The organism is Moraxella pluranimalium (genome assembly GCF_002014825.1).
Lineage (GTDB): Bacteria > Pseudomonadota > Gammaproteobacteria > Pseudomonadales > Moraxellaceae > Moraxella > Moraxella pluranimalium.
This window is the reverse complement of record NZ_MUYU01000005.1, coordinates 21,852-46,329: the sequence shown is the minus strand read 5'-3', so window position 1 is coordinate 46,329 and position 24,478 is coordinate 21,852. Positions and strand designations below refer to the sequence as shown.

23 protein-coding genes are annotated in these 24,478 nt (G+C 43.0%); 10 read left to right on the top strand and 13 right to left on the bottom strand.

Annotation, left to right across the window (positions count from 1 at the left end; genetic code table 11):
* Positions 1-715: 715 nt before the first annotated feature.
* A complete protein-coding gene (locus B0680_RS00805; protein WP_078253152.1) occupies positions 716-5,863 on the bottom strand; it encodes a YadA-like family protein in 5,148 nt (1,715 codons plus the stop codon).
* Positions 5,864-6,156: 293 nt separating this feature from the next.
* On the opposite strand from B0680_RS00805, the gene B0680_RS00800 reads away from it, so the two are divergent.
* Positions 6,157-6,810, top strand: a complete 654-nt coding sequence (locus B0680_RS00800; RefSeq protein ID WP_078253151.1) for an IS1595 family transposase — start codon at positions 6,157-6,159, stop codon at positions 6,808-6,810.
* 89 nt (positions 6,811-6,899) lie between these two features.
* Here B0680_RS00800 and B0680_RS00795 read toward each other — a convergent pair whose 3' ends face one another.
* Entirely contained in the window at positions 6,900-7,721 is an 822-nt protein-coding gene (locus B0680_RS00795) for an enoyl-ACP reductase FabI (RefSeq protein ID WP_078253150.1), read from the bottom strand.
* A gap of 240 nt (positions 7,722-7,961) precedes the next feature.
* Here B0680_RS00795 and folE point away from each other — a divergent pair, with 240 nt between their 5' ends.
* Positions 7,962-8,567, top strand: coding sequence for a GTP cyclohydrolase I FolE (gene folE, locus B0680_RS00790; RefSeq protein WP_078253149.1), 606 nt, complete (start codon positions 7,962-7,964; stop codon positions 8,565-8,567).
* Between the two features lie 111 nt (positions 8,568-8,678).
* On the opposite strand, the gene B0680_RS00785 is transcribed toward folE, so the two are convergent.
* From B0680_RS00785 to B0680_RS00765, 5 genes are all read right to left on the bottom strand, one after another.
* The gene (locus tag B0680_RS00785) at positions 8,679-8,942 is read right to left on the bottom strand and encodes a BrnA antitoxin family protein (protein WP_078253148.1); all 264 of its coding nucleotides are present in this window, start codon (positions 8,940-8,942) and stop codon (positions 8,679-8,681) included.
* Positions 8,926-9,075, bottom strand: coding sequence for a BrnT family toxin (locus B0680_RS10985; protein WP_407661989.1), 150 nt, complete (start codon positions 9,073-9,075; stop codon positions 8,926-8,928). Before B0680_RS10985 ends, B0680_RS00785 begins: the two co-directional genes overlap by 17 nt.
* Before the next feature lie 220 nt (positions 9,076-9,295).
* The gene (locus tag B0680_RS00775; protein ID WP_078253147.1) at positions 9,296-10,063 is read right to left on the bottom strand and encodes a YoaK family protein; all 768 of its coding nucleotides are present in this window, start codon (positions 10,061-10,063) and stop codon (positions 9,296-9,298) included.
* Between the two features lie 156 nt (positions 10,064-10,219).
* On the bottom strand, positions 10,220-10,690 hold the full coding sequence (locus B0680_RS00770) for a NirD/YgiW/YdeI family stress tolerance protein (protein ID WP_143821320.1): 471 nt from the start codon (positions 10,688-10,690) through the stop codon (positions 10,220-10,222).
* 153 nt (positions 10,691-10,843) lie between these two features.
* Complete coding sequence (locus B0680_RS00765; RefSeq protein ID WP_078253145.1) at positions 10,844-11,215, bottom strand: YgiW/YdeI family stress tolerance OB fold protein; 372 nt, start codon at positions 11,213-11,215, stop codon at positions 10,844-10,846.
* 529 nt (positions 11,216-11,744) lie between these two features.
* Here B0680_RS00765 and B0680_RS00760 point away from each other — a divergent pair.
* Positions 11,745-13,802: a UDP-glucose:protein N-beta-glucosyltransferase gene (locus B0680_RS00760; RefSeq protein WP_143821319.1), complete on the top strand. Its 2,058-nt coding sequence runs from the start codon at positions 11,745-11,747 to the stop codon at positions 13,800-13,802.
* 202 nt (positions 13,803-14,004) lie between these two features.
* On the opposite strand, the gene B0680_RS00755 is transcribed toward B0680_RS00760, so the two are convergent.
* Positions 14,005-14,898, bottom strand: coding sequence for a LysR family transcriptional regulator (locus tag B0680_RS00755; RefSeq protein ID WP_211271238.1), 894 nt, complete (start codon positions 14,896-14,898; stop codon positions 14,005-14,007).
* A 174-nt stretch (positions 14,899-15,072) separates the two neighbouring features.
* On the opposite strand from B0680_RS00755, the gene B0680_RS00750 reads away from it, so the two are divergent.
* The 4 genes from B0680_RS00750 (at position 15,073) to B0680_RS00735 (ending at position 17,706) form a co-directional block, all read left to right on the top strand.
* On the top strand, positions 15,073-15,687 hold the full coding sequence (locus B0680_RS00750; RefSeq protein WP_078253143.1) for a glutathione S-transferase family protein: 615 nt from the start codon (positions 15,073-15,075) through the stop codon (positions 15,685-15,687).
* 23 nt (positions 15,688-15,710) lie between these two features.
* Positions 15,711-16,004, top strand: coding sequence for a GNAT family N-acetyltransferase (locus B0680_RS00745; protein WP_078253142.1), 294 nt, complete (start codon positions 15,711-15,713; stop codon positions 16,002-16,004).
* Between the two features lie 122 nt (positions 16,005-16,126).
* Complete coding sequence (locus B0680_RS00740; RefSeq protein WP_158078281.1) at positions 16,127-16,675, top strand: hemerythrin domain-containing protein; 549 nt, start codon at positions 16,127-16,129, stop codon at positions 16,673-16,675.
* A 116-nt stretch (positions 16,676-16,791) separates the two neighbouring features.
* Positions 16,792-17,706, top strand: coding sequence for a pirin family protein (locus B0680_RS00735; RefSeq protein WP_078253140.1), 915 nt, complete (start codon positions 16,792-16,794; stop codon positions 17,704-17,706).
* A gap of 68 nt (positions 17,707-17,774) precedes the next feature.
* Here the strand turns inward: B0680_RS00735 and B0680_RS00730 are convergent, their stop codons facing one another.
* Positions 17,775-18,146, bottom strand: coding sequence for a PH domain-containing protein (locus B0680_RS00730; RefSeq protein ID WP_211271237.1), 372 nt, complete (start codon positions 18,144-18,146; stop codon positions 17,775-17,777).
* A 226-nt stretch (positions 18,147-18,372) separates the two neighbouring features.
* On the opposite strand from B0680_RS00730, the gene B0680_RS00725 reads away from it, so the two are divergent.
* The 3 genes from B0680_RS00725 to B0680_RS00715 all read left to right on the top strand — a co-directional run bounded on the left by B0680_RS00725 (position 18,373) and on the right by B0680_RS00715 (position 22,312).
* Positions 18,373-19,242: a pirin family protein gene (locus B0680_RS00725; RefSeq protein WP_078253138.1), complete on the top strand. Its 870-nt coding sequence runs from the start codon at positions 18,373-18,375 to the stop codon at positions 19,240-19,242.
* Positions 19,243-19,314: 72 nt separating this feature from the next.
* On the top strand, positions 19,315-19,863 hold the full coding sequence (locus B0680_RS00720; protein ID WP_078253137.1) for a hypothetical protein: 549 nt from the start codon (positions 19,315-19,317) through the stop codon (positions 19,861-19,863).
* 106 nt (positions 19,864-19,969) lie between these two features.
* Positions 19,970-22,312 carry a YgiQ family radical SAM protein gene (locus B0680_RS00715; RefSeq protein WP_078253136.1) on the top strand — a complete coding sequence of 781 codons (2,343 nt, stop codon included), beginning with the start codon at positions 19,970-19,972 and terminating at the stop codon, positions 22,310-22,312.
* 122 nt (positions 22,313-22,434) lie between these two features.
* On the opposite strand, the gene B0680_RS00710 is transcribed toward B0680_RS00715, so the two are convergent.
* From B0680_RS00710 to ispF, 4 genes are all read right to left on the bottom strand, one after another.
* Positions 22,435-22,785: a hypothetical protein gene (locus B0680_RS00710; RefSeq protein WP_078253225.1), complete on the bottom strand. Its 351-nt coding sequence runs from the start codon at positions 22,783-22,785 to the stop codon at positions 22,435-22,437.
* A gap of 121 nt (positions 22,786-22,906) precedes the next feature.
* The gene (gene grxD / locus B0680_RS00705) at positions 22,907-23,242 is read right to left on the bottom strand and encodes a Grx4 family monothiol glutaredoxin (RefSeq protein ID WP_078253135.1); all 336 of its coding nucleotides are present in this window, start codon (positions 23,240-23,242) and stop codon (positions 22,907-22,909) included.
* Between the two features lie 103 nt (positions 23,243-23,345).
* Positions 23,346-23,909, bottom strand: a complete 564-nt coding sequence (locus B0680_RS00700; protein WP_078253134.1) for a cysteine hydrolase family protein — start codon at positions 23,907-23,909, stop codon at positions 23,346-23,348.
* 11 nt (positions 23,910-23,920) lie between these two features.
* The gene (ispF, locus tag B0680_RS00695; protein WP_078253133.1) at positions 23,921-24,403 is read right to left on the bottom strand and encodes a 2-C-methyl-D-erythritol 2,4-cyclodiphosphate synthase; all 483 of its coding nucleotides are present in this window, start codon (positions 24,401-24,403) and stop codon (positions 23,921-23,923) included.
* Between the last annotated feature and the right edge of the window lie 75 nt (positions 24,404-24,478).

The window sequence follows — 24,478 nt, the reverse complement described above, 5'->3', positions numbered from 1 at the left end:
ACAAAAACATTTGTTCACAGATATATAAATTATTTATATAATAAAATCATATACTTATAAAATGTCAATGGCATAAAAAAATCAATAATATTAAATATAATTAAAATATATAAATTCGATAATAATAAACCACTGTTACAATCATAGGATTGCATATATTCGAAAATATTATAAATTCATGCAATTAATAAACCATCATTATATAATTTTATGAAATACTATATTATTGATTTTTATGGAAATTTTATGCAATAGTACACTATATTCAAATAAATTGTTAATTAGTAATATTATAGTTTTTTTATATTATCCATCGCCCAATATAATATGAATATTAATATAATTCATTTTATGCATACTAAACAGGTGGGATTATTAAGTGAATTTGAACTTCACTTATTCAATGGTAAAAATATGAAATTTTTCATTATATAATTGTAATAATATTATTTTTTGTATAAAAATTAATCAATTACAAAATATATTACATAATTATTATTTTAGAGTTATTAAAAAAATAACAGGTAAACACATTGTGATTATCGCCTTGACTGATATGCGTAATTTGCATATTCTTATAACATATACCTCGGGATGTTATCTCGGGCATCAATCCACCAAAAAAAACTCATCATAAAAAAAATACCCCAAAGATTATCCTTTGGGGTATTTGCTACTATGTTTACAGCTTTATAAGATCAAGAATGCTAACAAATTACCATTCCCAACCCATACCAACACCGGCACCAAATTTGTTTTCGGTATTAGCATCAACATTGACTTTCATTGTCAACTTACCATTATCACTAATACTACTAAAGCCAACAGCAATCGCACCTTTATCAGCATACGATCCAAGACCTACCGCCAACATAGAAGCGCCAGGGCGAGAAACCTGTGGCAATGCCGCAATTGCTCGTGCACCAGCCAATCCAGCCTCCAAATTATCCTCAACGATATTAACATGATTTCTCATGTCTTCAATCTGTTGATTAAAGTAATTACCCATACCTTGTAGCTGAGATACGTTCACCACATCTGTAGCATTAGTACCTGCTGCAACATTGGTAATGACCGTGTTGTTTGCATTAATGCCTGATTTGGTGATACTTGGGCCATTAGCAATGGTCACGCCATCTGTAGTGATGGTAGTATCGCCTGCTGTAATACTATCCACTGTTAAGTCTTTTGATGTTGCAACGGTATAAACTGTTTGACCATCTGAACCAGTGGTGTTGGTTACAACAATGTTATCACCTGCTTTAACTTCAGTTTTGGCAGCTTTTGAGGCGTTATTGATGGCATTGGCAACGTCATTTGCTGTTGCAAAGCTATTACCTGATTTGTCTGAGCTGACTGTGCCTGTGGCATCGGTGCTTAGGTTGGCTTTATTGATATCAAAGGTGATATTACCATTGTCATCACGAGCTGTAGTGCCTGTACCATTGACAAAGCCGACATCGTTGTTGTCTTTGGTGATGGTTTCAACTTTGGCGCCATTAACGCTTGTTGTGAAGTTTTGGATGGCGGTGTTTGCTGTGCCTGCCACTTCATCTAACTGACCTTTATTGACCGCATCTGTCGCTTTCGTACCATTGGCAACGTTGGTCACAACGTTATTGCCCATATCAACCGTTGCACCATTTTGAACAGTGAAGTTGTTCACTGTGGTATTACCTGTGGCGGTTAGGTCTGTTGTAGTAACGTTGGTGGCGTTAACGTTTGTTGCGTTAACTGTCGTTGCATTAACCGTAGTTGCGTTGACAGTAGTGAAGTTCGGGCTATCTACTGTTTTAACAGTGATGTCTGAACCTGTACGGGTGATAACAATGTTATCCCCTTGGATGAAGTTCACTTCACCATTATTGTTGATACGTTCACCAGCATCACCATTGGCTTTGACTGTCCAACCTGAGTTCGCCACCGTGCTGTTTAGCTGAGCTAGGTTCACCGCATCTGTATCAAGTGTACCAGCTTTCACGTTATTGATTTGGTTACCACCCATATCAATGGTTTGGGTGCCTTCCACTCGAATACCACCTTGAGTGACCAACTCTCCACCAATGGTTGCATCACCTGTGGTTGTTAGCGTGGTTGTGGTGACATCTGTAGCGTTGACTGTTGTTGCATTAACGTTGGTTGCGTTAACGTTGGTTGCATTCACATTTTGAGCAGTGATGTTTTCAAATACAGGGTTGTCTGCAATTTGGATTTCCACTTTACCGTCGGTTACCACAGTTTTGACATTGGCAGAGCTATAAGCACCTGCAGTTGACGCTGTACCTGTGATGTTTAGGGTTTCGCCAAGTTTACGTGCTGTGGTGCCATCATTACCAGTAAAGTTTAGGCCTTTATTGGTTAGCGTTGTTGAAGCAGAGTTAATCGCCTCTGCCACATTCGTTGCTGTTGCAAAGCTATTACCTGATTTGTCTGAGCTGACTGTGCCTGTGGCATCGGTGCTTAGGTTGGCTTTATTGATATCAAAGGTGATATTACCATTGTCATCACGAGCTGTAGTGCCTGTACCATTGACAAAGCCGACATCGTTGTTGTCTTTGGTGATGGTTTCAACTTTGGCGCCATTAACGCTTGTTGTGAAGTTTTGGATGGCGGTGTTTGCTTTAGCAAGTTGCTCTTTAGTTGTGTCACTTAAATCCACGGTATAATTTGTAACACCGATCGCATCTTTTGTGCCTGCGGTTACTTTTACAGCATCTGAGCCTGCTGTTGCAGTAGTTTTCTCTGCATCAACAACATAAATCGTTTCGCCCGCTGAGCCTGCTTTAGAAGTTACTGTCGTATGGTTACCTGCTTCAACAGATACCCCTTTAGGTAAAGCACTTGTGTTAACTGCCAGTTTACCATCATTACCCACAGTTATCGTTTTGCCATCTACATTAACATCAAAACTAACATTAGCACCCGTTACATTAGAAAGCGTGCCACTGCCATTCACGAAATTAACTTGGTCTCCAAATTTAATTTCTGCAGTTTTAGCACCAGCATTATTACCCACTTTCCAGTAACCACTATTTACCGCAGTAACGACATCCGCTGTTGTTGCCACGCCTGTCGTGCCGCCAACCAATGCCCCCGTAGTTGGTGTACCAAAAGAACCTTGAGTAAGACTGACTTTATAATCCGTTACCGTAGTATCGCCGTTTGCTTTTGTACCATTTGCCGTAACAGTTAATAATGTGCTATCGCTCGAAACGCTGGCACTGGTGTCATTTGCATTGATAGTATAAGTAGTACCGTCTGCACTTTTGCTGTCGCTCACACTAACATTTTTACCCGCAACAACTTTGGTAGCATTAGCTTTTAACTGCGACACATTCACCGCATCGGTATCATAAACACCTTCTGCTACATTGTTGATTGGGTTGCCACCCATATCTACAGTTTGTACGCCATCAACCGTAATGCCGCCTTGGAAGACTGCTTCACCGGCTACCTCTAATTCACCCTGTATCTCAGCACGACCAGTAATTAAGGAAGTAGTCTCTACGCTGTCAAAGATTGGCGTTTTACTGGTTGCAACAGTAACGGTATTGCCCGATTTACTCACGACAATATTGCTACCTTGTGCAATATTGACCGTATTACCCGATTTAATAAACGAACCATCCGCACCATTAGCTTGTAAGTTAAAGCCGGTATTATTCACCGCATTTACCACATCTGCTGAAGTTGCTAAACCTGCTGCACCTGTCGCAGAAGCAACGCCATTGGTTGTCGTAATGGCTTGATTTACCACATTAAATTTAACAGTTGAGCTGTTTGTCCCATCCGTTACGCTGGCAGTGGTATAAGTGCCGTCAGCAAAATTGACGATATTGTTATTATTGATACGCGATTTCGCCGCACCGTTTTCTTGAATATTAAAACCAACTTTAGTTACCACATCATACAACTGGCTGCCGTTAATGGCTTCGGTAGAGGTTGCTGTTACTGCTCCCGCTGCTAGATTAATAATTTTGCGTTGATATGAACTTGTACCAACAGAAACAGTAGAGTTTGCTGCTTTTTGAGTATTAGGTAAAACGTTTGCCCCAGCATCATTTGCAAAGTTATAACTCAAAGTCGTATCAGGAACTGACATCCCCGTTACAGAGCCATTACCAAGCGCCAAAGAACCGGCTAAGGAAGCATTGGCTTGTCTACCAATAGCAATAGCATCTTGGGCTACTGCATTAGCAGTCCTACCAATAGCAGTAGCATTGGATTGATTTGCAACACCATAAGCACCTAATACAATAGAGTTATCGCCAGAGGCTCCTGTTTTACCTTCGCCATTACCAATTGCAATGGAATTCTGGGCTGAAGAATTTGCTGATTTACCAATAGCAACAGCCGAATTCCCCGTTGTATTTGCTTTTGCACCAATTGCAATAGCATCTTCTTTGTCTGCATGAGCAAGACTACCAATAGCTGTTGCATTCATATAAGTAGCTGTAGAATCCAAACCGATAGCTACTGTTCGGTAGTGGCTTGCTGTCGCATTTGCGCCGATTGCCGTTGCATTAGCCTGACTTGCAGTTGCATTTAACCCCACTGCAACCGTCCCTTCTGATGTGGCATCAGAGAATGCGCCGAGTGCTGTAGCTCCTTTAACTGCAGAAGAGTGAGCCCCAAGTGTTGAAGCAAAATCCCCTGTAGATTGGGCTTGAGTACCCACGGCAACAGATCCCCTTCCGCTTGATTGTGTTTCACGGTATGCAGATGCCAATGTGATTGTTTGCCCTGCAACGGTATAACTGGTTGCCGTTCCAAAATCATCACCACCAATACCAATCGCACCCTCACCTGTAATATTCATATTATTACCAAGCCCGATAGCCTGACTGCCAGAAATATTCAGTGTAGAACCAAGAGCAATAGACTGTCCCGCTGTGGCTTTTGTATTTTCACCAACAGCTAAAGAGCGATCCACTGATGCAGTTGCATTCAAACCAATGGCTGTTGCATTGATAGTGGCAACTGCATTTGAGCCGACTGCAATAGCATCCACGCCAGATGTGGTTGCGCAATAACCAATTGCTGTTGCATTATTATGCGCAGCAGTTGAATTCGCACCCACTGCAATTGAATTCATTTGCCCAGCCGCACCCGAGCCACCTGAAGCATTAACACCAATAACTACAGAGGATGCCGCTGCTGCTCTTGCCTTGGTACCGATCGCAATACTATCTGTAGCTGTAGCTTGAGTATTAGTACTTGCATTATAGTTGTTAGTGGATGAATTTGTTGCAGAACCGATAGCAATTGCTCTTGTGCCCGAACTTAATACCGATTTACCAATACCAATACCAGCCTCGCCAGTTGTCGCAGCAGCCGTACCAATTGCCATAGAGTAGTTTCCAGTTGCTCCAGCTTGACGCATAATAGCAAGCGAGTTAACGCCTTGAGCTAAAGTAGCGGCACCAAGTGCAACTGCAGATGAACCATTAGCTGTCGCTGCAGAGCCGACTGCGACTGCTAAAGCATTTGCGGTACTTTTACTTCCAACAACAACCCCACCTTGGTTGGCTTGAGAACCTGAACCAATAGGGATTGCCGCAACAGCGGTTGCATAATTAGTTCCTGAAGCACCTGGTCCTGCAAGGTTGTTTACTGTGTTGTAATTTAACACGTCTGAGTTGGTAGTACCATTAAGTGTTCCCTCTGCAATCGCAGCAAAAGCATTGGTAGTAAAGACACCCAGGCTTAGCATTACGGCGACCTTCAATGGCGAAATCTTGAACAAAGTCATCTGTTTGCATTCATTACCCACAGATGATTTCACACGACCTTTTGCCAACTCAGATACCGCTACCCATTTTTGAGTAGAATAATTCCAAACAACCTTGTAAACCTTGTTCATAAAAAACACCTTAAGTGGTATGCCTACACAATACTCACATTGCACCAGAAAATATTCATAAAAAGCATTCTTCTAGACTTCATTGTGAATAATAATGCAGACAGTTTGTGGATATAAGTTTCTATATTGTATCAAAATAACACATTGTCATCCATCTTGCTGTTTATCAACTTTTGTAGATATTTTGTAAAATGGAATTGTATAACAAATTATTCAGTAAAACTATCATAAATTTGCATAATAAAAAAAAGGGGGGGGCTGACGTAGATTAGCACATATAATATACTAAAAATATGAAGCTAACTCGTTGTAAATTAAGTAAAAAATTACAGTTAAAACTGCTTGAATTTTTTGTTGCAGAAGTTACTGCTAGAACGTCAGCGGATTTGCTTGGTATTCAGTACAATACAGCCATATTGTTTTACCATAAAATCAGACTTGTGATAGAATACAATCTCAATCTTGAAGCTAGTCAGTTATTTGATGGCGAGATTGAACTTGATGAAAGTTACTTTGGCGGTATCCGTAAGGGTAAACGTGGTCGTGGTACTGGTGGTAAAACTGCTGTATTTGGTCTTTTAAAGCAAAATGGCAAAGTTTATACCGTTGTTGTTAAAGACACCAAAACCGATACGCTAATGCCTATTATTACAAGCAAAATCAAGCCTGATAGTATTGTTTATACGGATTGCTACAAAAGCTATAATGCTCTTGATGTGAGCGATTTTAAGCATTTTAGAATTAACCATTCAAGAGAGTTTGCAAAAGACCATAATCACATCAACGGCATTGAAAACTTTTGGAATCAAGCCAAACGAGTGCTTAGAAAGTACAATGGCATTGACAAGAAACATTTCCATCTTTTTATTAAAGAATGTGAATTTCGTTTTAACGATGGCACACCACCTCAAAAGCTTAAAACATTGAGAAAATGGTGTGGGATTTAAATCTTATCTACGTCAGCTCCTAAAAAAACCACAACCGAAGTTGTGGCTGTATTGTGGCTATTTATAGCCATCAGGCTATCGCATCAGTCTTATTCGCCATCTGATGCCATTGCCATGATTTGCTCACTGATGGCAACGGTATTAAAGCCTGCATCGACGAACAAAATCTCACCCGTCACACCACTCGCCCATGGCGATAGCAGGAATAAGGCGGCGTTGCCCACTTCTTCTTGGCTGACATTGCGTTGTAGCGGTGCGATTTTTTCGCTGACATCGAGCATACGGCGGAATGACTTGATACCGCTCGCTGCTAGGGTACGGATTGGGCCTGCACTGATGGCATTGACACGGATGCCTTCGCCACCCAGTGATGATGCTAGATAGCGTACCGATGCTTCTAGGCTAGCTTTTGCCATACCCATGACATTGTAGTTCGGTAGTACAGAGATACTGCCTTCGTAGGTTAGAGTCAATAGTGAGCCTTGACGAGCAGCAAGCAGTTCACGACCTGCTTTGGCAAGTGCCACAAAGCTGTAGCTTGAGATGTCGTGCGCGATTTGGCTGCCTTCACGAGTGGTCGCACTGGTAAAGTCGCCATCAAGCTGATCTGCAGGTGCAAAGCCAATGGCGTGTACGATACCATTGACACCACGATCATCGCCATTACCCCAGTGCTTCGCCACTTCTTCAAAGCAAGCGGCGATAGACTCATCTGATGCGACATCACACTCAATCACGGCTGTGGCGTTGAATGCTTCGGCTGCCATATCGACACGCTTTTTGATTTTGTCATTTGGATAAGTCAAAATCAGCTCCGCACCTTCACGGTGTAGGCTCTCTGCAATCGCCCAAGCGATAGACAGTTTACTGGCGATACCAGTGACAACAAAACGCTGACCTTTTAGTAGCATGGGTTTGATCCTTTGTGGGTGAAATTAGGGAAAATTTGGCTCATTATAGCACGGTTTTTGAAATTGTGCAGAAAAATTAGTACAGATGTAAACTTAATATACAATCACAAGCCTACCCCGCCTGCACGCTCAAGCCGTGATAAATTTCCCCAAAAATCACAATAAATCCCAATAAAGGCTTTAAAAAATTGCCGTTTTGCGTTAAGCTATGTTGTTTTCATTCATTATTCATCAAAGACCATGTCAAATTCTGATACCGTAAACTTTACACCCGATTTTGAAGTCCTATCTGAACATTATGCCAAGATCATCAGTGCATCAGGCGAAGATTTGAGCCGTGATGGTTTGCTAGATACGCCGATGCGTGCTGCCAAAGCGTTTGGCTACTTGACTCGTGGTTATCATCAAGACCTAGCGACCGTGGCTAATGATGCGGTGTTTGACTCGGATAATCCTGAATTGGTTTTGGTGCAAAATATCGAATTTTATTCGCTGTGTGAACATCATCTGTTGCCATTTTATGGCGTGGCTCACGTCGGCTACCTACCCAATGGCAAGGTGCTTGGCCTATCAAAAGTCGCACGCATCGTCGATATGTACGCTCGTCGCCTACAAATCCAAGAAAACCTAACCAAACAAGTCGCTACCGCCATCGAAGAACTGACAGGCTGTCGTGGTGTCGCCGTGGTGATGGATGCCAGCCATATGTGCATGATGATGCGTGGTGTCGGTAAACAACAATCCACCACTCGTACGACCAGTATGCTGGGTGAATTTGTCAGCAATCATGATGCTCGCCGTGAGTTTTTGGACGCTGTACCAAGACGCTCGCCTGCGTTTGGCTGAGTATCATTATTAACTTGATATTTATTCTTGCACAAAAAAAACGAGATACTGCATTTGCACTATCTCGTTTTTTTACAGCTATTTAAATTTATCTATGCTTACCCAAGAACATCAATGTGCCGCAATCCACTCTTTTAACGCATCATTCATGCGTGTCTGCCACCCCTTGCCAGTCGCACGAAAGTATTCTAGCACTTCAGCATCATATCGCACCGTAACAGATTGCTTAGTTTGTTCAAGCTTGGGTCTGCCACCAGCAATCTTTTGACGTAATGACAATGGCAATTCATCAACACGCTTTGCTTGTGCAAACATCTCATCCATCCATTCAGGGTTATCCAAAGTAACCAATTCAGGGTTATAGATTTTGTTCATATTTTTTCACCTCCCGCCTGTTGGCTTTTCTTAGACTGATTACACGAATCCCCAATGCAGTCTCGGTAAATACTAGAGCATATAATCGACTATTGATATACCCCAATGCACAATATCCGACCTCTGGGTAAATTTTACGGACATCCTACCAAATCCATGCTGATTGCCAGTCAAATTCATACACCAACTCAAAGCTAATGCCTCGCTCGGAGATATTTTTCTCATTTTTCTTTGGATCAAATTCCAAATTCAACACAGTCAACCACTTGCTGCAAGTCCGCAGTTTTGATAAGGTTATTGCAACAACAAAAATTACTTTGTCATTACATCAAGATAGGTGTTAGGATTTTATATCACTCATCAATTTCCACATCCGTTCGATGCATTGATTTTTTCAACTGCTCAAATTTGCGCAGTTTTTTTAGCTGTTTGAGTCGCGCCACTCGTACGATGCTTGGAAACCAACGCTCCATCTGTGTATAGCTGGTCGCCGCAAGTAGGATAATCATAATTGGCAACAACATCGCCCAATAACCCACTTCGCGATACAGCCACACCGCCACAAAACCCCCAATAAAAAACGCCCACCATAGCCCACTGTGTAGCACCACTTTACTGATATCCACCTTGCGACCAACCAGCCAATTCCCCACTGTCGCTCCAAGGTCAGATGTCGTCCCTGTCAAATGCGTGGTACGCACGACCGCACCGCCATAAGTGGCGACCATCGAGTTCTGCAGTCCACACGCCATCGCAATCATCATCTGCCCAAAATAATTATCATGGATATACAGTGCTAGACTTAGGCATAACAGCAGTGCTTCTAGGTACATCGCATAGCCATAATGACGGTTGATATTAAGCTCACTTGAGCCAATAATCATGCCTGATAATACCGAGCCAAACCAAAACGATGCAATCGAAATCAAAAACAGGCGCATATTCACCCAGTCACCATCCAGCAAAGATAAAGCAAACTGACTGACGTTACCTGTCACATGAGATGCCGAAACGTGCGTAAACCCCATCAAGGCGATGGTGTTTAGCAATCCTGCACAAAATGCCAGCACGACCGCACCCCACAGCACCCATGCAGGAATGGTATCGCCCATGATTTTCATGCCTAGCCCCTTGTTTTTTCGATCACAAAAATCTTATTTTAGCATCTTAATAATAAAAGCACAAAACCATGATAGATTTTGTGCTTTTTGGGATACAAATTAAAGCCCGTATATACAGTCCATATAAACTAACTTGTCATTTGTGCTGATTGATGCTTAGCGGTACTCTACCATATCGACATCAACTTTTAGTCGCTTGGTTGGCATATAATCAATATCCAGCTCGCCAACGATGGTAATCACATCGGCATTGGTCACGCTGCGACCTTGCCAATCTTTATCATCAATCTCGACAACAACCGTGCCAGTTGCATCAGTGAATTCATATTTCTCATCATGTAGTGCTTTGGTGATTTTACCCTGTAGGCGTACCATCGTCTCATCACGCAGGTCGGATAGGCTTGCGACCGTACGGATTTGGTTGGCGACGGCGTGCTCATTGATGGCTTGTGATGCATTGACTGGTGCAGATTGCGTTACCACGTTTTGGGCGGTGGCGGTTTGTGCAACAGGTTGGGCTTGGGTTTGTGGCAACACCACTTCGCCGGTTTTTTGTTGGCTCATATTGCTACAAGCAGTTAGTAGTACAGCACCTGATAGTGCGCTCAATGCGATAAATTTTTTCATAATAACTTCAACTTTTTTTGGTTTATACAAATTAAATCATAACTCATCCAAGACAAGCTTGTGATGTAGTAATTGGATGATGCTTAGTGTAGCAAATCAGTGTCGGTTTGTCTGTTTGATTTTTTACACTGGTTTATTTGATTGTTTAAATCATTAACGAATACTTACCGATTTGGCATCAATCTCTCGACCGCTACGGCTGACATCAACCTCACCAGCGATAGTGACTGTCTTGCCCACCAACTGCGCACGACCATAATCATCGCTGTCAATTTCTACACGGATTTTGCCTGTGCTGTCTTGCAGTTCGTATTTTTCATTTCCTAGACTGCGGACGATTTTGCCAGTGACATTCACTCGTGTGTTATCCACTGATGATTTGGCAGCTGCAACAGTATTGACTGCCTTGGCTTGTACTTGTGTGCTACGGCGATTATCGTCACGGTCATCATCTGCCAGTGCGACAGTCGAAAATACAGTGCTTAGGCTCAGTAGTGCAATTGATAGTTTGGTTGCAAATTTCATCGGTTACTCCATCGTGTTATCAAATTCGTGCTAACAGCAACTGCTCAACTGATTATTTATCAAGGTCATTTATCAAAAGCCATTTATCGATGCTATTTATCAATGCCATGATAAGCCAAATCACCAACCATTCATTGAGCCGTGCTGTGCTGATGCGCATATTTAATCATGGCAAGCTTAAATTTAGCTTAAGCCAAATAATTTTTTGGCAAAAAATCACCAAAATATTGATAACTTATTAATTTATATGATGTTTTTTATGAATTGCGGATTGCTCATGCATAAGATTTTTGGGTCATAGCTAGGTCAAACGCCAAAAACATCAGGCATAACCTTAAGATAAATTCCTTATCCATATGACAAATCAAGTGCAAACAGCACATCATCTGTTGTGTTTTTGTTTTTTATTTTGTTATTGTGTAGAAACATCTGTTTTTGAATAAAAAAATGATTATAATATGTCTAATTTTTGACCGAATATCCATCTAGGGTGATGGATAGTTTTTATTTTTACTAATCGAGTATGACCATGTCTCAAAACAAACAAGCCAGTGTTATCCGCTTTGAACAAGCGGTCGCAAAAAAAGATTTTGAAGTGTCTTGCAATGAATTGCTTGATATCCTAGGCAGTCTGGATAATCAGTTCGGTGGCATCCACCAAATCGAATGCAACTACCCACAACAGCTAAATTTCTCAGAACAAGAGCGCGTGGTGCATTTTGCAACTCGTGTGGCATCGGCTGTCACCGAGCTATTTGATGCCAAAAATAACTTTAGCATCACCGAAGGCGGTTTTAATCGCTTTATGACCTTGCACCGCTGGTTGGGTCTGATTTTTGCCAGCTCGCCTTATGTCAATGCTGACCATATTCTAAAGACTTATGACGCCAACCCAAATCCAAACCCAGAGCGTCCGCTTGAGATTCACCTACCGAACAATATCGAAGCCATCAAGCGTTTTTGTATCCTATACACGATGGAATCCAATGTTCCGCTCAACCTTGATGTTCTATGGAATCTAAACCCATCACTGTGCGCATCGCTATGCTTTGCCCTACAGTCACCACGCTTTATCGGTACTGAATCATCATTCACCAAGCGTGCCGCTGTCCTAAAATGGTTCCCAGAAAAACTAAAAACATTCGAAAACCTAAATACCCTACCATCAGCCATCAGCCACGATGTCTATATGCACTGTAGCTATGATGTCGATGCCGACAAGCACCGTGTCAAAGAATCGCTCAATGCCGTGATTCGTAAGCACCTACTAGCCAGCGGCTGGGCAGATCGTGATGTCAAGAAGATTGGTCGCACCAATGGCAAGCCTGTGATGTTCGTCGTGCTTGAGCACTTCCATTCAGCGCACTCAATCTATCGCACGCACTCAACTTCAATGATCGCTGCTCGTGAGCTATTCCACATTGTTGGCTTTGGTGGTGAAGCTGTGGATCAAGCAGGCCGTGATGTCTTTGATGAGTTCCATCTGCTTAACCAAAACAGCATTTTTGATAAGCTAAACGCTGTCAAAGATTATGCTGAAAAGCTTGAGCCTGCTGTGCTGTATATGCCAAGCATCGGCATGGATTTGACCACGATTTTCCTAAGCAATACCCAAATCGCACCAATCCAAAGTGTCGCACTGGGTCATCCGGGCACGACGCACTCGCCGTTTATTGACTATGTCATCGTCGAAGATGATTATGTCGGCTCAGAAGACTGCTTTAGCGAAACGCTACTTCGCCTACCAAAAGATGCACTACCGTATGTGCCATCAGCACTAGCGCCAAATTCAGTCGAGTATCGCCTGCGTGAAAATCCTGAAGTGGTGAATATCGGTATCGCGTCAACCACAATGAAGCTAAACCCATATTTCCTAAAAGCACTACAAACCATCCGTGACCGTGCCAAAGTCAAAGTGCACTTCCACTTTGCCCTAGGTCAGTCATCAGGTATCACCCATCCGTATGTCGAGCGTTTTATCAAGTCATACCTAGGTGATAGTGCAACAGCACATCCACACACCCCATATCATCAATATCTAGGTATCCTACATCAGTGCGATATGATGGTGAACCCATTCCCATTTGGCAATACCAACGGTATCATTGATATGGTAACGCTTGGCTTGGTGGGTGTCTGCAAAACCGGCCCTGAAGTGCATGAGCACATCGACGAAGGTCTATTTGGTCGTCTAGGACTACCTGAATGGCTCATCGCCAATACCGCTGATGAGTATGTTGAGCGTGCCATCCGCCTAGCCGAAAACCACGAAGAGCGTCTGGCACTACGCCGTCATATCATCGAAAATAACGGCCTATCAACGCTATTTACCGGCAATCCAAAACCAATGGGCGAAGTGCTATTGGCAAAAGTCGCCGAAAAAGGTCTGCTTGATGATACCCCTGCGACCAAAGCCGCTAAAAAACCTGCGGCAAAAAAATCAGCAGACGCCAAAACTAGCGATAAAGCAGATGACAAAGCTGTCAAAAAAGCCCCTGCCAAAAAAGCAACCAAAAGCACGGCAACCAAGACAGCTGCTGACAAGCCAAAGAAAACCACCACTCGTCGTAAAAAGACCGACGCCTAATCCGCTTTAGCTTGTCATCACAAAAAAACGCTTCAGTACTGCTGGAGCGTTTTTGACTATCTGTGCTTTTTGACTTAGCCTAAGATTAGACACGCACGAGCGTAGCCATGCATGGCGATATAGGATTTTGATGCTACGGTGGATGCCATCTTTGGCGCACTAGCTGGCATCGCATACGCTTGGTTATTTGCCAAGCGTTTTTTTACACAGCTTTTGCCACAGACACCAAAAACTCCACCATGCTACGCACCGTCGGCACTGCGCCACGATTTTTGTAATACACCACATACAGTGGCACGCTATCAATCTGCCACTGTGGTAACAATCGTACCCAATCAGCACGAATCATATTATCAAAACAAGGCAGCAGCCCAATACCGAGCCCATCGGACACCATCTGCCCCACAAGATTAAAGTCATTACAGCTTAGGCGATATTGCCCATCGATACGCACCAAATGATGGTCGCACCAAAACGCCCAATCCGGCCCATCATATTTATGCAGTAGCGTATGCCCATACAGCTCATGCGGACTGCTTGGCATACCATGTGCATCAATATACGACTTGGATGCAAACAAGCCCAGCTCAATATCAAACAGCTTGCGTGCCACCACATTATCACTATCAGCACTGCCGATTCTCAAAGCGATATCAATGCCATCTTGGATCATATTGACTTTACGATTATCAATCTGAACTTGCAAATTCACATCGGGATAACGGCGAAAATACTCAGGAAGATGGTGCATCAAAAAGCCACGACCCACTTCTGTCGAGACCGATAGTCGCAGTAAGCCACTGGGCTTTTGTAAGTTATCCTGAACATCATCAATGGCGATTTGGGCAAGTCGTAGCATCTCTTGGGCATTGTGCAAAAACCGCAACCCCAATTCATTGAGCACAATACCACGCCGACCCCGATCCATCAGCGTCGTACCAAGACTATTTTCAAGCTCGGTCAGATGGCGACTGATGTGCGATTTTGGGATATCAAGCAGTTCGGATGCTCGAGTTAGGCTGCCTGCTTGGACGACCGAGACGAACAGCTTAATGTCGTTTAGATCCACTTTTTTGATTGATTTTGAAGTTGGCATGATGGATGATTACAGCTGATGAAATAGGATGATTGTTCCAATAATGGAACTTTAAGTTGCTATTTTAATACTTATTCTATTTTTTGCAATATGTATAATGGCACAACCACACGCTTGATACCAAAGCAAATTTTGGTTAAATTTATTATTTAAATTTTATTATAGGATAATCTTATGAAACTTTATTATATGGCTGGTGCGTGTTCACTTGTGCCACACACCGCACTTGAATGGACTGGGGCGGAATATGACGCAGAGGCGATGAAACTTGCTGATACCAAAACGCCTGAATATTTATCTTTAAACCCACAAGGGGCAGTCCCTTTATTGGTTGATGATGAGTTTGTGTTACCGCAAAATGTTGCTATTCTAAGCTATTTAGATGAAAAATTCCCAGAAGCCAAACTATTTGGTAGTCGTACGGCTGAGGGTCGTGCAACAGCAATGCGTTGGCTAACTTTTTTAAATGGCGATGTGCATAAAGCCTTCTCACCATTATTCCATTTACCTGATTATGTACAAGATGAAGGGTTTAAAGCCGATATGCAAACTCATGCACGTAGTGAAATTTTGCGTATGCTTGCCCAAGCCAACACTCGCCTTGAGACGCAAGATTATTTGGCTGAAAATATTTCTGTAGCTGATGTGTATTTATATGTACTGCTGCGTTGGTGCAAAGGCTTAAAAATTGACTACAGCGAATTGGCAAATTTAGAGCCGTTTTATCAGCGTATTGGCGAAAATGCAGGCGTAAAATCAGTGCTAGCCCAAGAAGGCTTGCAACCTTAGGGCAAATCATATCAGGATAACTCATGACAGACACACCCTATACCGTGATTGACAATAAAGAGCTGAGCCGTTTTGAGATTCATGTTGGCGGCTTTGTGGCGTTTGAAGATTATGAATTGTTTGATGGTGGTATTGCCTACACCCACACCGAAGTGCCTAAAGAGTTAGGCGGTCGTGGTATTGCTAAATTTTTAATCAAAACCATTTTAGATGATGCTCAAGCCAAAGGCCTAAAGGTCAAACCTGTTTGCCCAATGGTGCGTGCATTTATTGAAAAAAATCCAGAATATCAGGCAAATACAGTACCGTATCCTTGATGACTGCTTGTGACTACTTAAGTTGCAAATTTGGAACATTGTGTTGCATTTTAATATCATTGTAATTAATTTTGCAATCCATATATCATCGGTATCATTTCAAACAACACAGGATACCGATGATGAAAATTTTTAAACCTACTCATATCGATAGCAAACTACAAAGCGATTGGCTGTATCTGCATGAGCAGATGCCACCTGATAAATGGTATCATTTGCCAAGTTTTTGTACCGCAAGCACATGGCTTGGTATGCACCAAAGCCTACGCCGTGGACAAGGGGAAATTGAGCATCTCAATCAAAATTATCAAAACGGTCAGCTTGAATGGTCGGAATATCGCCGATTATTACTTGGGCGAGCCAGTAGCCATTATGGGCATCTGCATGGTCATCACGGTATCGAAGACCATCACTATTTCCCACAGTTACGCTTGCGTGAACCTAAGCTAAACAAAGGCTTTGATTTATTGGACAGCGATCATCATCACATCGAAGCACAGCTTGAGCAGATACAGGCACTACTTGGTCAGCTCAGATACCAAGAAAATGCCGATCCCAAGCTTGCAGATGCGCTATATCATGCCATCAAAGAAGGTGGCGAATGGCTATATCGACATTTGACCGATGAAGAAGATTTGGTGATTCCGATTTTGGCGATTTATGAGTATTGATTCATTGTTAACTTGGCATTACAAATCCACTTTGCATTATCCATTATTTTGATGGATAATGCAGTGAATCATGACTGCAACTCACCTATAGTTTTTTAATTATTTAGGAATTTTTTATGAGCGTTGATAAATATACCGCTGCCACCAAAGATGTCGGTGGTATTCCTGTTGCCCGCCTGCTACCACAAGCTCGTCGCAAGACAGTGGGCGCATGGTGCTTTTTGGACCACGCTGGTTCAGATGAGCTCAAGTTTGCCGATGGCTCAGACGGCCTACAAGTCGGTCTGCATCCGCACATCAACCTACAGACCTTTACTTGGATGCTGCAAGGTGAAGTGTGGCACCAAGACAGTCTTGGCAACCGCCAACTGATTCGCCCAAAGCAAGTCAATCTAACGACCGCAGGCACAGGCAACCACACAGGCATCAGCCACACCGAACAAACCCCTGATGGCATCAAAGACCTACACGCCGTACAGCTATGGATCGCCCTGCCCATGGATCAGGACATCAAGCCAAGCTTTGAGCATTATCCACAGCTACCGACTTGGAGCCGTGATGGTGTGAATTATATCTTAACAACAGGCAGCTATCACGGACATACAGCACCGACCACACAGTACAGTCCACTACTGGGTGTGGATATGCAGTTTTTGCAAGATGGTACGTTTACCATTGATGAAGTGGATGGCTTTGAATACGGCTTTTTGGTCATCAAAGGTGAAATCCGCATCAATGGACAAAGCTATGGTCAAGACGAGCTGGCTGTACTGTCCGACTGCCAAAATGCCCAAGATGAGCTTGAACTGTGGGCAGCAGCAGGCACTCATGTGATGCTATTGGGCGGTGAGCCATTGCCCCACCCGACCATCATTTGGTGGAATTTCGTTGGTCGTACTGTTGATGATCTCGAGCAAGCGGTTGCTGATTGGAATGCGGGTCATGCACGCTTTGGTGATATTTCGCTAGAAGGTACTGAGCTGAAGCGATTGATTGCCCCAGCAGTGCCTGACAGCATTTTGGCACGATAATATAGCAAATAAAAATCCGTAGTCGTGACGCATCATGATTACGGATTTTTTGATGGCATAAAGTGAAATCAAGCACCTAATACACAGCTGGCAATCAAGCGATCAAGCTTACGCACATCGATTTTGCGATCAAGATTTACTTTAATCTTACCCACACGCGTCCACAGCTCAATCTCAGCGTTGAAATCAAAAAAGCTACCTGCATTCTCACTCGACCACATATTGATACTACTATAAGGCAGTGAATAAATCTCCACCTTTTTACCAGTCAAGCCTTGTGCATCACGAACAATCAATCGCTTGGTGGTAAAAATCGCACTATCACGAAATGTCTTATAAGCACAGATCGCCTGCTCACCATCGGTCAAAATCTCAGTAACATCGCTTGGGATTGGACACTCTTCGATCAAAGTCCATGCCAAAATATCTTCTGTACTCATCATCAGCTCCTTGTATTGCAGATATGATTAAATCCTTATTCATAATCTATCATCATATATCCCTAAAATCAAGCTTAATAACAATGGGTTATTTTCCAACTGTTTTTCATCTTTGATTGTTGCAAATATAGAACATCAGATTGCACCAAAGGCTATTTATTCCATTTTTAAAAGGCGTATAATACACCCATCAACATTAACAAGCCAAATGGCTAAGGATTTTAAGATGAAACAAGTTAAACAAGTTTATCCAGCACCGCACAAACATTGGGTCGGCAATGGCTTTCATGTGCATGGGATGTTCAATTACCAAGAAACGCACAAAAACCTAGATCCATTTTTGATGATGGATTATGCATCGCCACAGCATTTCGATGGCAATCGCAAGAGTGATTTTCGTGGGGTTGGCGAGCATCCACACCGTGGCTTTGAGACTGTGACCATCGCTTATCAAGGCGAAGTCGCTCACAAAGATTCAGCCGGTGGCGGTGGTATCATCGGTACAGGTGATGTGCAGTGGATGACCGCAGGTTCGGGTCTGATGCATGAAGAATTTCATTCTGAGAAGTTCTCACAAGAAGGCGGACTGTTTGAGATGGTGCAGCTGTGGGTGAACCTACCTGCCAAAGACAAAATGACACCGCCAAAATACCAAGCCATCGTCAGTGATGACATCCCTGTGGTGGATTTGGACGGTGCAGGCATCGCACGCATCATCGCAGGCGAGCTTAATGGTACGACAGGTTCGGCATCGACCTTTAGCCCTGTCAATATGTGGGATGTGCGCCTAAATGCAGGCGGCGGCTATGAGTTTGCCATCCCAACCAGCCACAACCTTGTCATCCTAGTGCTAGATGGCACGGTACAAATCAACGGTGATGACATCGTACGCCGTGCAGAACTTGTGACCTTTGAGCGTGGTGGCGATAGCGTGCATATCGAAGCCAATAATGATGCCAAAGTGCTGATTCTAAGCGGTGAACCGCTCAATGAACCAATCGTCGGCTATGGTCCATTTGTGATGAACACTCGTGAAGAGATTGTCCAAGCCATGCAAGATGTCCAAAGCGGCAAATTTGGTCAGATTGCTCATTGATGCAGTCAATTTAATTCGCCAAAACTCAAGAAGTGCGATAAAATCACTTATCGCACTTTTTTATTTACACTTATGAATAATCAGCATTTTGAGCAGTATCTCGCCCAAATTAGACAGACAGATTCTATTTCAGACTTACCCGAGATTACCATTCATATCCATCGCCCTTTGTTTAACTTCGATGCCCTATTAGGTGTTGTTTTTGGGATTCCTCTGACTGTGCTTGGTATTCGTATGATCTTTGGCGATTGGCGTTTTGGTTTGGGTTGGATTGCTCTATTGGCAGGACTTTTATTACTTGGTATGGTTTATGAACAAAAACAAAATCACAAGTTTAGCCTAAGCACAGACCCAAATTCTTATTTTCTACAGCTAACACCTGATGGCTTGACGCACCATCTTGATGATCAGACGATATATATTCCATGGCAAAATTTCTCATCCGTAGAAACGTTCGGCAGGCATAAAACGGAAGGTGCACACATTACGATTTTTGATAAATCTCTTAGAAGCATTGCAATTTATCATGACAATCTACCCATTCACTACAAAAAGCTTGCCCTACTGATTCACGACTATCACCTTAAGGCAACTGGCAGACGAATTATCTTAATCAAATAACCCACCCATCATTTACCAAAAGCCCACAACATTCCCCCAATTTGAATAAAATTCATGCTAAAATGAGAAGTTTTCATTATTACTTTTTTATTTGGTAACGCTATCCATGTCCACCGCTTATAAACACCGCCAAACTGCCAAAAATATTTTAGATTATGATAAATATTGGGCAAGTTGTTTTGAACCTGCACCATTTTTACCCATGTCTCGTGAAGAAATGGATATGCTTGGTTGGGATAGTTGCGATTTTATTTTGGTGTGTGGTGATGCCTATATTGACCACCCATCATTTTGTTCAGGGGTGATTGGACGCACGCTTGAAGCACAAGGTTTTCGTGTTGGCATTATTGCCCAGCCCGATTGGACATCTGCTGATGCCTTTAAAGTGCTTGGCAAACCAAATATTGCCTTTGGCGTTACTGCAGGTAATATGGACAGTATGATTAACCGCTATACAGCTGACCGCAAAATCCGTTCTGATGATGCCTATTCCCCTGATAATGTGCCAAATAAACGCCCTGACCGTGCGGCGACAGTGTATTGTCAGCGTTGCCGTGAAGCTTTTGGCGATGTGCCGATTATTTTAGGGGGAATTGAAGGCAGTTTACGCCGTATCGCCCATTATGATTATTGGTCAGATAAAGTGCGTCGCTCTATTTTAATGGACGCAAAACCTGATATTTTGGTTTATGGTAATGGTGAGCGTGCAATTATTGAAATCATGCACCGCTTGGCTCGTGGTGAAACTATCAAAACGATTGTCGATGTGCGTGGTACAGCATTTATTTTAAATAAATCTAATCGACATCTTAAAAAAGATTTTATTGAAATTGCCAGTAATGATGTAGATACGATTGGGCGAGTTGACCCAATTATCAATCCTTATGTGATGATGGAAGATGTTGCCGATTGTGAAATTGAGCAAAATAAAACAGAACAATATCAAAACTTTAATAAAGATGTGGTCGAAAATCCAATCGTAAAAGCAGGTGATGATTTGCCAAGTGATACGCAAATTGTAAGTCTGCAACCATCAAAAGCCATTAAACACAAATTACCACCACGAGAACTCGCAGTGATTCGTATGCCAAGTTTTGAACAAGTGGCAAATGACCGTGTGATGTATGCCCATGCCAATCGTATTTTGCACCTAGAAACCAATCCCGGCAATGCCCGAGCCTTGGTGCAACGTCATGGCGATAGAGATGTTTGGCTAAATCCACCACCGATTCCGCTCACCACCGAAGAGATGGATTATATTTTTGATTTGCCTTATGCTCGCTTGCCACACCCAAGTTATGGCAATGCTCGTTTCCCTGCCTTTGATATGATTAAGTTTTCAGTCAATATTATGCGGGGCTGTTTTGGGGGCTGCACCTTCTGTTCGATTACCGAACATGAAGGGCGAATTATCCAAAATCGTTCGGAAGAGTCCATTTTAAGAGAAGTGGAAAAAATCCGTGATACCGCACCAAATTTTACTGGCATTATTTCTGACCTTGGGGGGCCAACGGCGAATATGTATCGCTTGCATTGCAAAGACCCTGAAATTGAGAAAAATTGCCGTAAACCGTCATGTGTTTACCCTTGTGTTTGTCAAAATCTACATACTGACCATGCTCCACTCACCCAACTTTATCGTAAAGCTCGTGCCATCAAAGGCATTAAAAAGATTTTGATTGGTTCAGGATTACGTTATGATTTGGCGGTGTTAAATCCTGAATATGTTAAAGAATTAGTAACGCATCATGTGGGTGGATATCTAAAAATTGCACCAGAGCATACGGAAGCAAACCCTTTATCTAAAATGATGAAACCGGGCATTGGTACCTATGACCGCTTTAAACAGATGTTTGACCGTTTTAGTAAAGAAGCAGGTAAAGAGCAATATTTGATTCCTTATTTTATCGCTGCTCACCCCGGAACCAGCGATTATGATATGATGAATTTGGCAATTTGGCTCAAGAAAAATGGTTTCCGTGCTGACCAAGTGCAAACCTTTTATCCAAGCCCAATGGCAACTGCAACGACCATGTATTATTCAGGGAAAAATCCGCTAGCAAAAGTATCTCGCACCAGTGAAGATGTGGATATCGTCAAAGGTGAGAAACGTCGCCGTTTACATAAAGCCTTTTTGCGTTATCATGACCCCAATAATTGGGAGCTGTTACGCCATGCCTTAAAAGAAATGGGTAGAAGTGATTTAATTGGTAATAGTAAACAGCATTTGATTCCGACTTATCAGCCTGCAGGTACGGGCAGTTATCAATCAGCCCGCAAAAAGAACTCGACTGCCGATGGCGATAGTGTCAAACGCACCCAAAAAGGCACAGGCACATCCAAAAACCGTCAATCAGCCAATCACCCACCCAAAGGACGAGTACTGACACAGCACACAGGATTGCCACCGCGTAAAACTAGTGCTAATAAAGCTCGTAAAGGTAAATAAACACCCTACCAGCCAAAAAAAGCCAATCATCAATGATTGGCTTTTATATTTCACTGTCAATTATTTAGACTGGCTAAATACCCATTCTTTGATGGCGTCAATATCATATGCCACTTTTCAAATTAATCATCATTCTCATTTGGCGTCAAAATCCCCATCGCCACTAGGTTTGCCTTGGCATCATCGGGCAGCTTATCAAGCAATGCTAGGCGCATATTGTCATCGTCTTGTTTGAGCACAAGCTCAATGAGCGGTAAGCCGTCAAACGGTAAATCCTGCACTTGCATGGCAAAATTCGCCAAATAATACGCCCCATCCACATCCTTATCCGCCATCACACGGTTGTACACCACCTGCCATGCAAGCTCGCCTGCCCCGCCATGCTGTATGATGAGATGAATGGCTTGTAGGGCTGTGTTTGGTGACTCACACAGGGTTAGGATTTGTTCTGAGATTTGTTTGATTGAGTTCATGGTGTTGCCTTGTGGGATTGATGACTTGTTAATAAGGCTAAAATCCATAAAATCAAGCAATGACCGCCCACAAAAAACGACCGCCAAAGCAGTCGTTTTGTCATTCATCAAGCTGTGTCAATTACACCGCTTGCGTATGCTCTTCAATGAGTGGCTTTAGCTCGCCTGATTGGTACATTTGTAGCATGATATCGCTACCGCCAATCAGCTCGCCATTCACCCACAGTTGTGGGAAAGTTGGCCAGTTGGCAATCAGTGGCAAGGTGCTACGAATATCAGGATTTTCTAGGATATTCACAAACGCAAACGGGCGACCGATTTGCGTCAGCACTTCCACCGCACGAGCAGAAAAGCCGCATTGCGGGAACTGTGGCGTGCCTTTCATATATAGTAGCACGGCATGGTCTTTGATTTGGTTTTCAATCAATTCTTTGATTTGTGGGTTGATGTCGGTCATGGGTTTTTCCTTGATTGGGATAAATAAACTTTCAGCTATTATAAGGCTTGTTGGCGAATTTTTAAAGGCGGATTTGTAATCTTTGGATAATTACCATCAGCAATCACCCCACCATCGCCAAAATCTCATCGCTTTTTAACACTGTGGCAAATTCACCGTGCAAATTCGCAAGGCTGATGTCATGCACAAGCTGACTGTCAAAGCGCTCGCCCATTGCACTCATTCTATCAAAAGTCGCCGTAGCGTCCGATACCACAAAGGTGGTAAAGCCCAAATTGCCCGCCATGCGTGCGGTGGTGGATACACAGTGATTGGTTGTCAGCCCTGCCAAGACAAGCGTGTCAATACCTGCATGATTTAACAGGCTTTGCAAATTTGTGCCGATAAATGCACTGTTCACCATCTTATCAATCACACATTCATCCGCCATCGGTGCAGTCGCTGGCATAAAGGCAAAGCCTGCGCGCTTGGGGTTTAGCGGTGAATTGGGCTCGGTGGAGTTGTGGCGAATATGAAAAATTGGCAGTTTGTGCGTCCGCCAATGGGTTAATAATTTAAGGCAGATTTGTTCGGCATCAGGATTATTGCGATTACCACCCCAATGCGCTTCATCAGCAAAACCTTGTTGCAAATCTATCAACAATAACGCAGGGTTTTGATGGCTCATATAAAATCCTTTTAACCATTCATCTTTTGAAGTAGCACCACACTACTGGCAAAAATCCCTTCTTTTCGCCCCAGATAGCCCATTTTTTCATTGGTAGTGGCTTTGATACTGATACAATCCACACTTACGCCAAGCACGCCTGCGATACACTCACGCATGGCAAGATTATGCGGTGATAGCTTAGGCGCTTCGCAAATCACGGTCATGTCGGCATTGATAAGCTGATAACCTTTTGATTTGACCAAGCTATAGACATGATTAAGCAACACCTTGCTATCCGCTCCCTTGTAGGCATCATCAGTATCAGGAAAATGCTGACCAATGTCACCGAGTGCCAACGCCCCAAGTAGCGCATCGCACAAGGCATGAAGTAGTACATCGCCATCAGAATGTGCCTTGATGCCGTGCGTATGGGGAATTTGGATACCACCAAGCGTCACAAAGTCGCCATCGGTAAATGCGTGCACATCCAAGCCCTGACCAATTCTTAGCATAATCCACCTTTTATCTCTTGAAATGATGGATTATAGCACAAAATAAGTGGGAATTTGGTATAATGACCAAAACAC

What these genes read in the sequence shown, in the direction of transcription:
- B0680_RS00740 (WP_158078281.1), top strand. Translation starts at nt 16,127, where the DNA reads ATGAAAATTTTTAAACCTACTCATATCGATAGCAAACTACAAAGCGAT.
- B0680_RS00735 (WP_078253140.1), top strand. Translation starts at nt 16,792, where the DNA reads ATGAGCGTTGATAAATATACCGCTGCCACCAAAGATGTCGGTGGTATT.
- B0680_RS00700 (WP_078253134.1), bottom strand. Translation starts at nt 23,909, where the DNA reads ATGAGCCATCAAAACCCTGCGTTATTGTTGATAGATTTGCAACAAGGT.
- ispF (WP_078253133.1), bottom strand. Translation starts at nt 24,403, where the DNA reads ATGCTAAGAATTGGTCAGGGCTTGGATGTGCACGCATTTACCGATGGC.
- B0680_RS00795 (WP_078253150.1), bottom strand. Translation starts at nt 7,721, where the DNA reads ATGCTACTAAAAGGTCAGCGTTTTGTTGTCACTGGTATCGCCAGTAAA.
- B0680_RS00715 (WP_078253136.1), top strand. Translation starts at nt 19,970, where the DNA reads ATGTCCACCGCTTATAAACACCGCCAAACTGCCAAAAATATTTTAGAT.
- B0680_RS00710 (WP_078253225.1), bottom strand. Translation starts at nt 22,785, where the DNA reads ATGAACTCAATCAAACAAATCTCAGAACAAATCCTAACCCTGTGTGAG.
- B0680_RS00760 (WP_143821319.1), top strand. Translation starts at nt 11,745, where the DNA reads ATGTCTCAAAACAAACAAGCCAGTGTTATCCGCTTTGAACAAGCGGTC.
- grxD (WP_078253135.1), bottom strand. Translation starts at nt 23,242, where the DNA reads ATGACCGACATCAACCCACAAATCAAAGAATTGATTGAAAACCAAATC.
- B0680_RS00805 (WP_078253152.1), bottom strand. Translation starts at nt 5,863, where the DNA reads ATGAACAAGGTTTACAAGGTTGTTTGGAATTATTCTACTCAAAAATGG.
- B0680_RS00755 (WP_211271238.1), bottom strand. Translation starts at nt 14,898, where the DNA reads ATGCCAACTTCAAAATCAATCAAAAAAGTGGATCTAAACGACATTAAG.
- B0680_RS00725 (WP_078253138.1), top strand. Translation starts at nt 18,373, where the DNA reads ATGAAACAAGTTAAACAAGTTTATCCAGCACCGCACAAACATTGGGTC.
- B0680_RS00775 (WP_078253147.1), bottom strand. Translation starts at nt 10,063, where the DNA reads ATGAAAATCATGGGCGATACCATTCCTGCATGGGTGCTGTGGGGTGCG.
- B0680_RS00785 (WP_078253148.1), bottom strand. Translation starts at nt 8,942, where the DNA reads ATGAACAAAATCTATAACCCTGAATTGGTTACTTTGGATAACCCTGAA.
- B0680_RS00750 (WP_078253143.1), top strand. Translation starts at nt 15,073, where the DNA reads ATGAAACTTTATTATATGGCTGGTGCGTGTTCACTTGTGCCACACACC.
- B0680_RS00800 (WP_078253151.1), top strand. Translation starts at nt 6,157, where the DNA reads ATGAAGCTAACTCGTTGTAAATTAAGTAAAAAATTACAGTTAAAACTG.
- B0680_RS00720 (WP_078253137.1), top strand. Translation starts at nt 19,315, where the DNA reads ATGAATAATCAGCATTTTGAGCAGTATCTCGCCCAAATTAGACAGACA.
- B0680_RS00765 (WP_078253145.1), bottom strand. Translation starts at nt 11,215, where the DNA reads ATGAAATTTGCAACCAAACTATCAATTGCACTACTGAGCCTAAGCACT.
- B0680_RS00745 (WP_078253142.1), top strand. Translation starts at nt 15,711, where the DNA reads ATGACAGACACACCCTATACCGTGATTGACAATAAAGAGCTGAGCCGT.
- B0680_RS00730 (WP_211271237.1), bottom strand. Translation starts at nt 18,146, where the DNA reads ATGAGTACAGAAGATATTTTGGCATGGACTTTGATCGAAGAGTGTCCA.
- folE (WP_078253149.1), top strand. Translation starts at nt 7,962, where the DNA reads ATGTCAAATTCTGATACCGTAAACTTTACACCCGATTTTGAAGTCCTA.
- B0680_RS00770 (WP_143821320.1), bottom strand. Translation starts at nt 10,690, where the DNA reads ATGAAAAAATTTATCGCATTGAGCGCACTATCAGGTGCTGTACTACTA.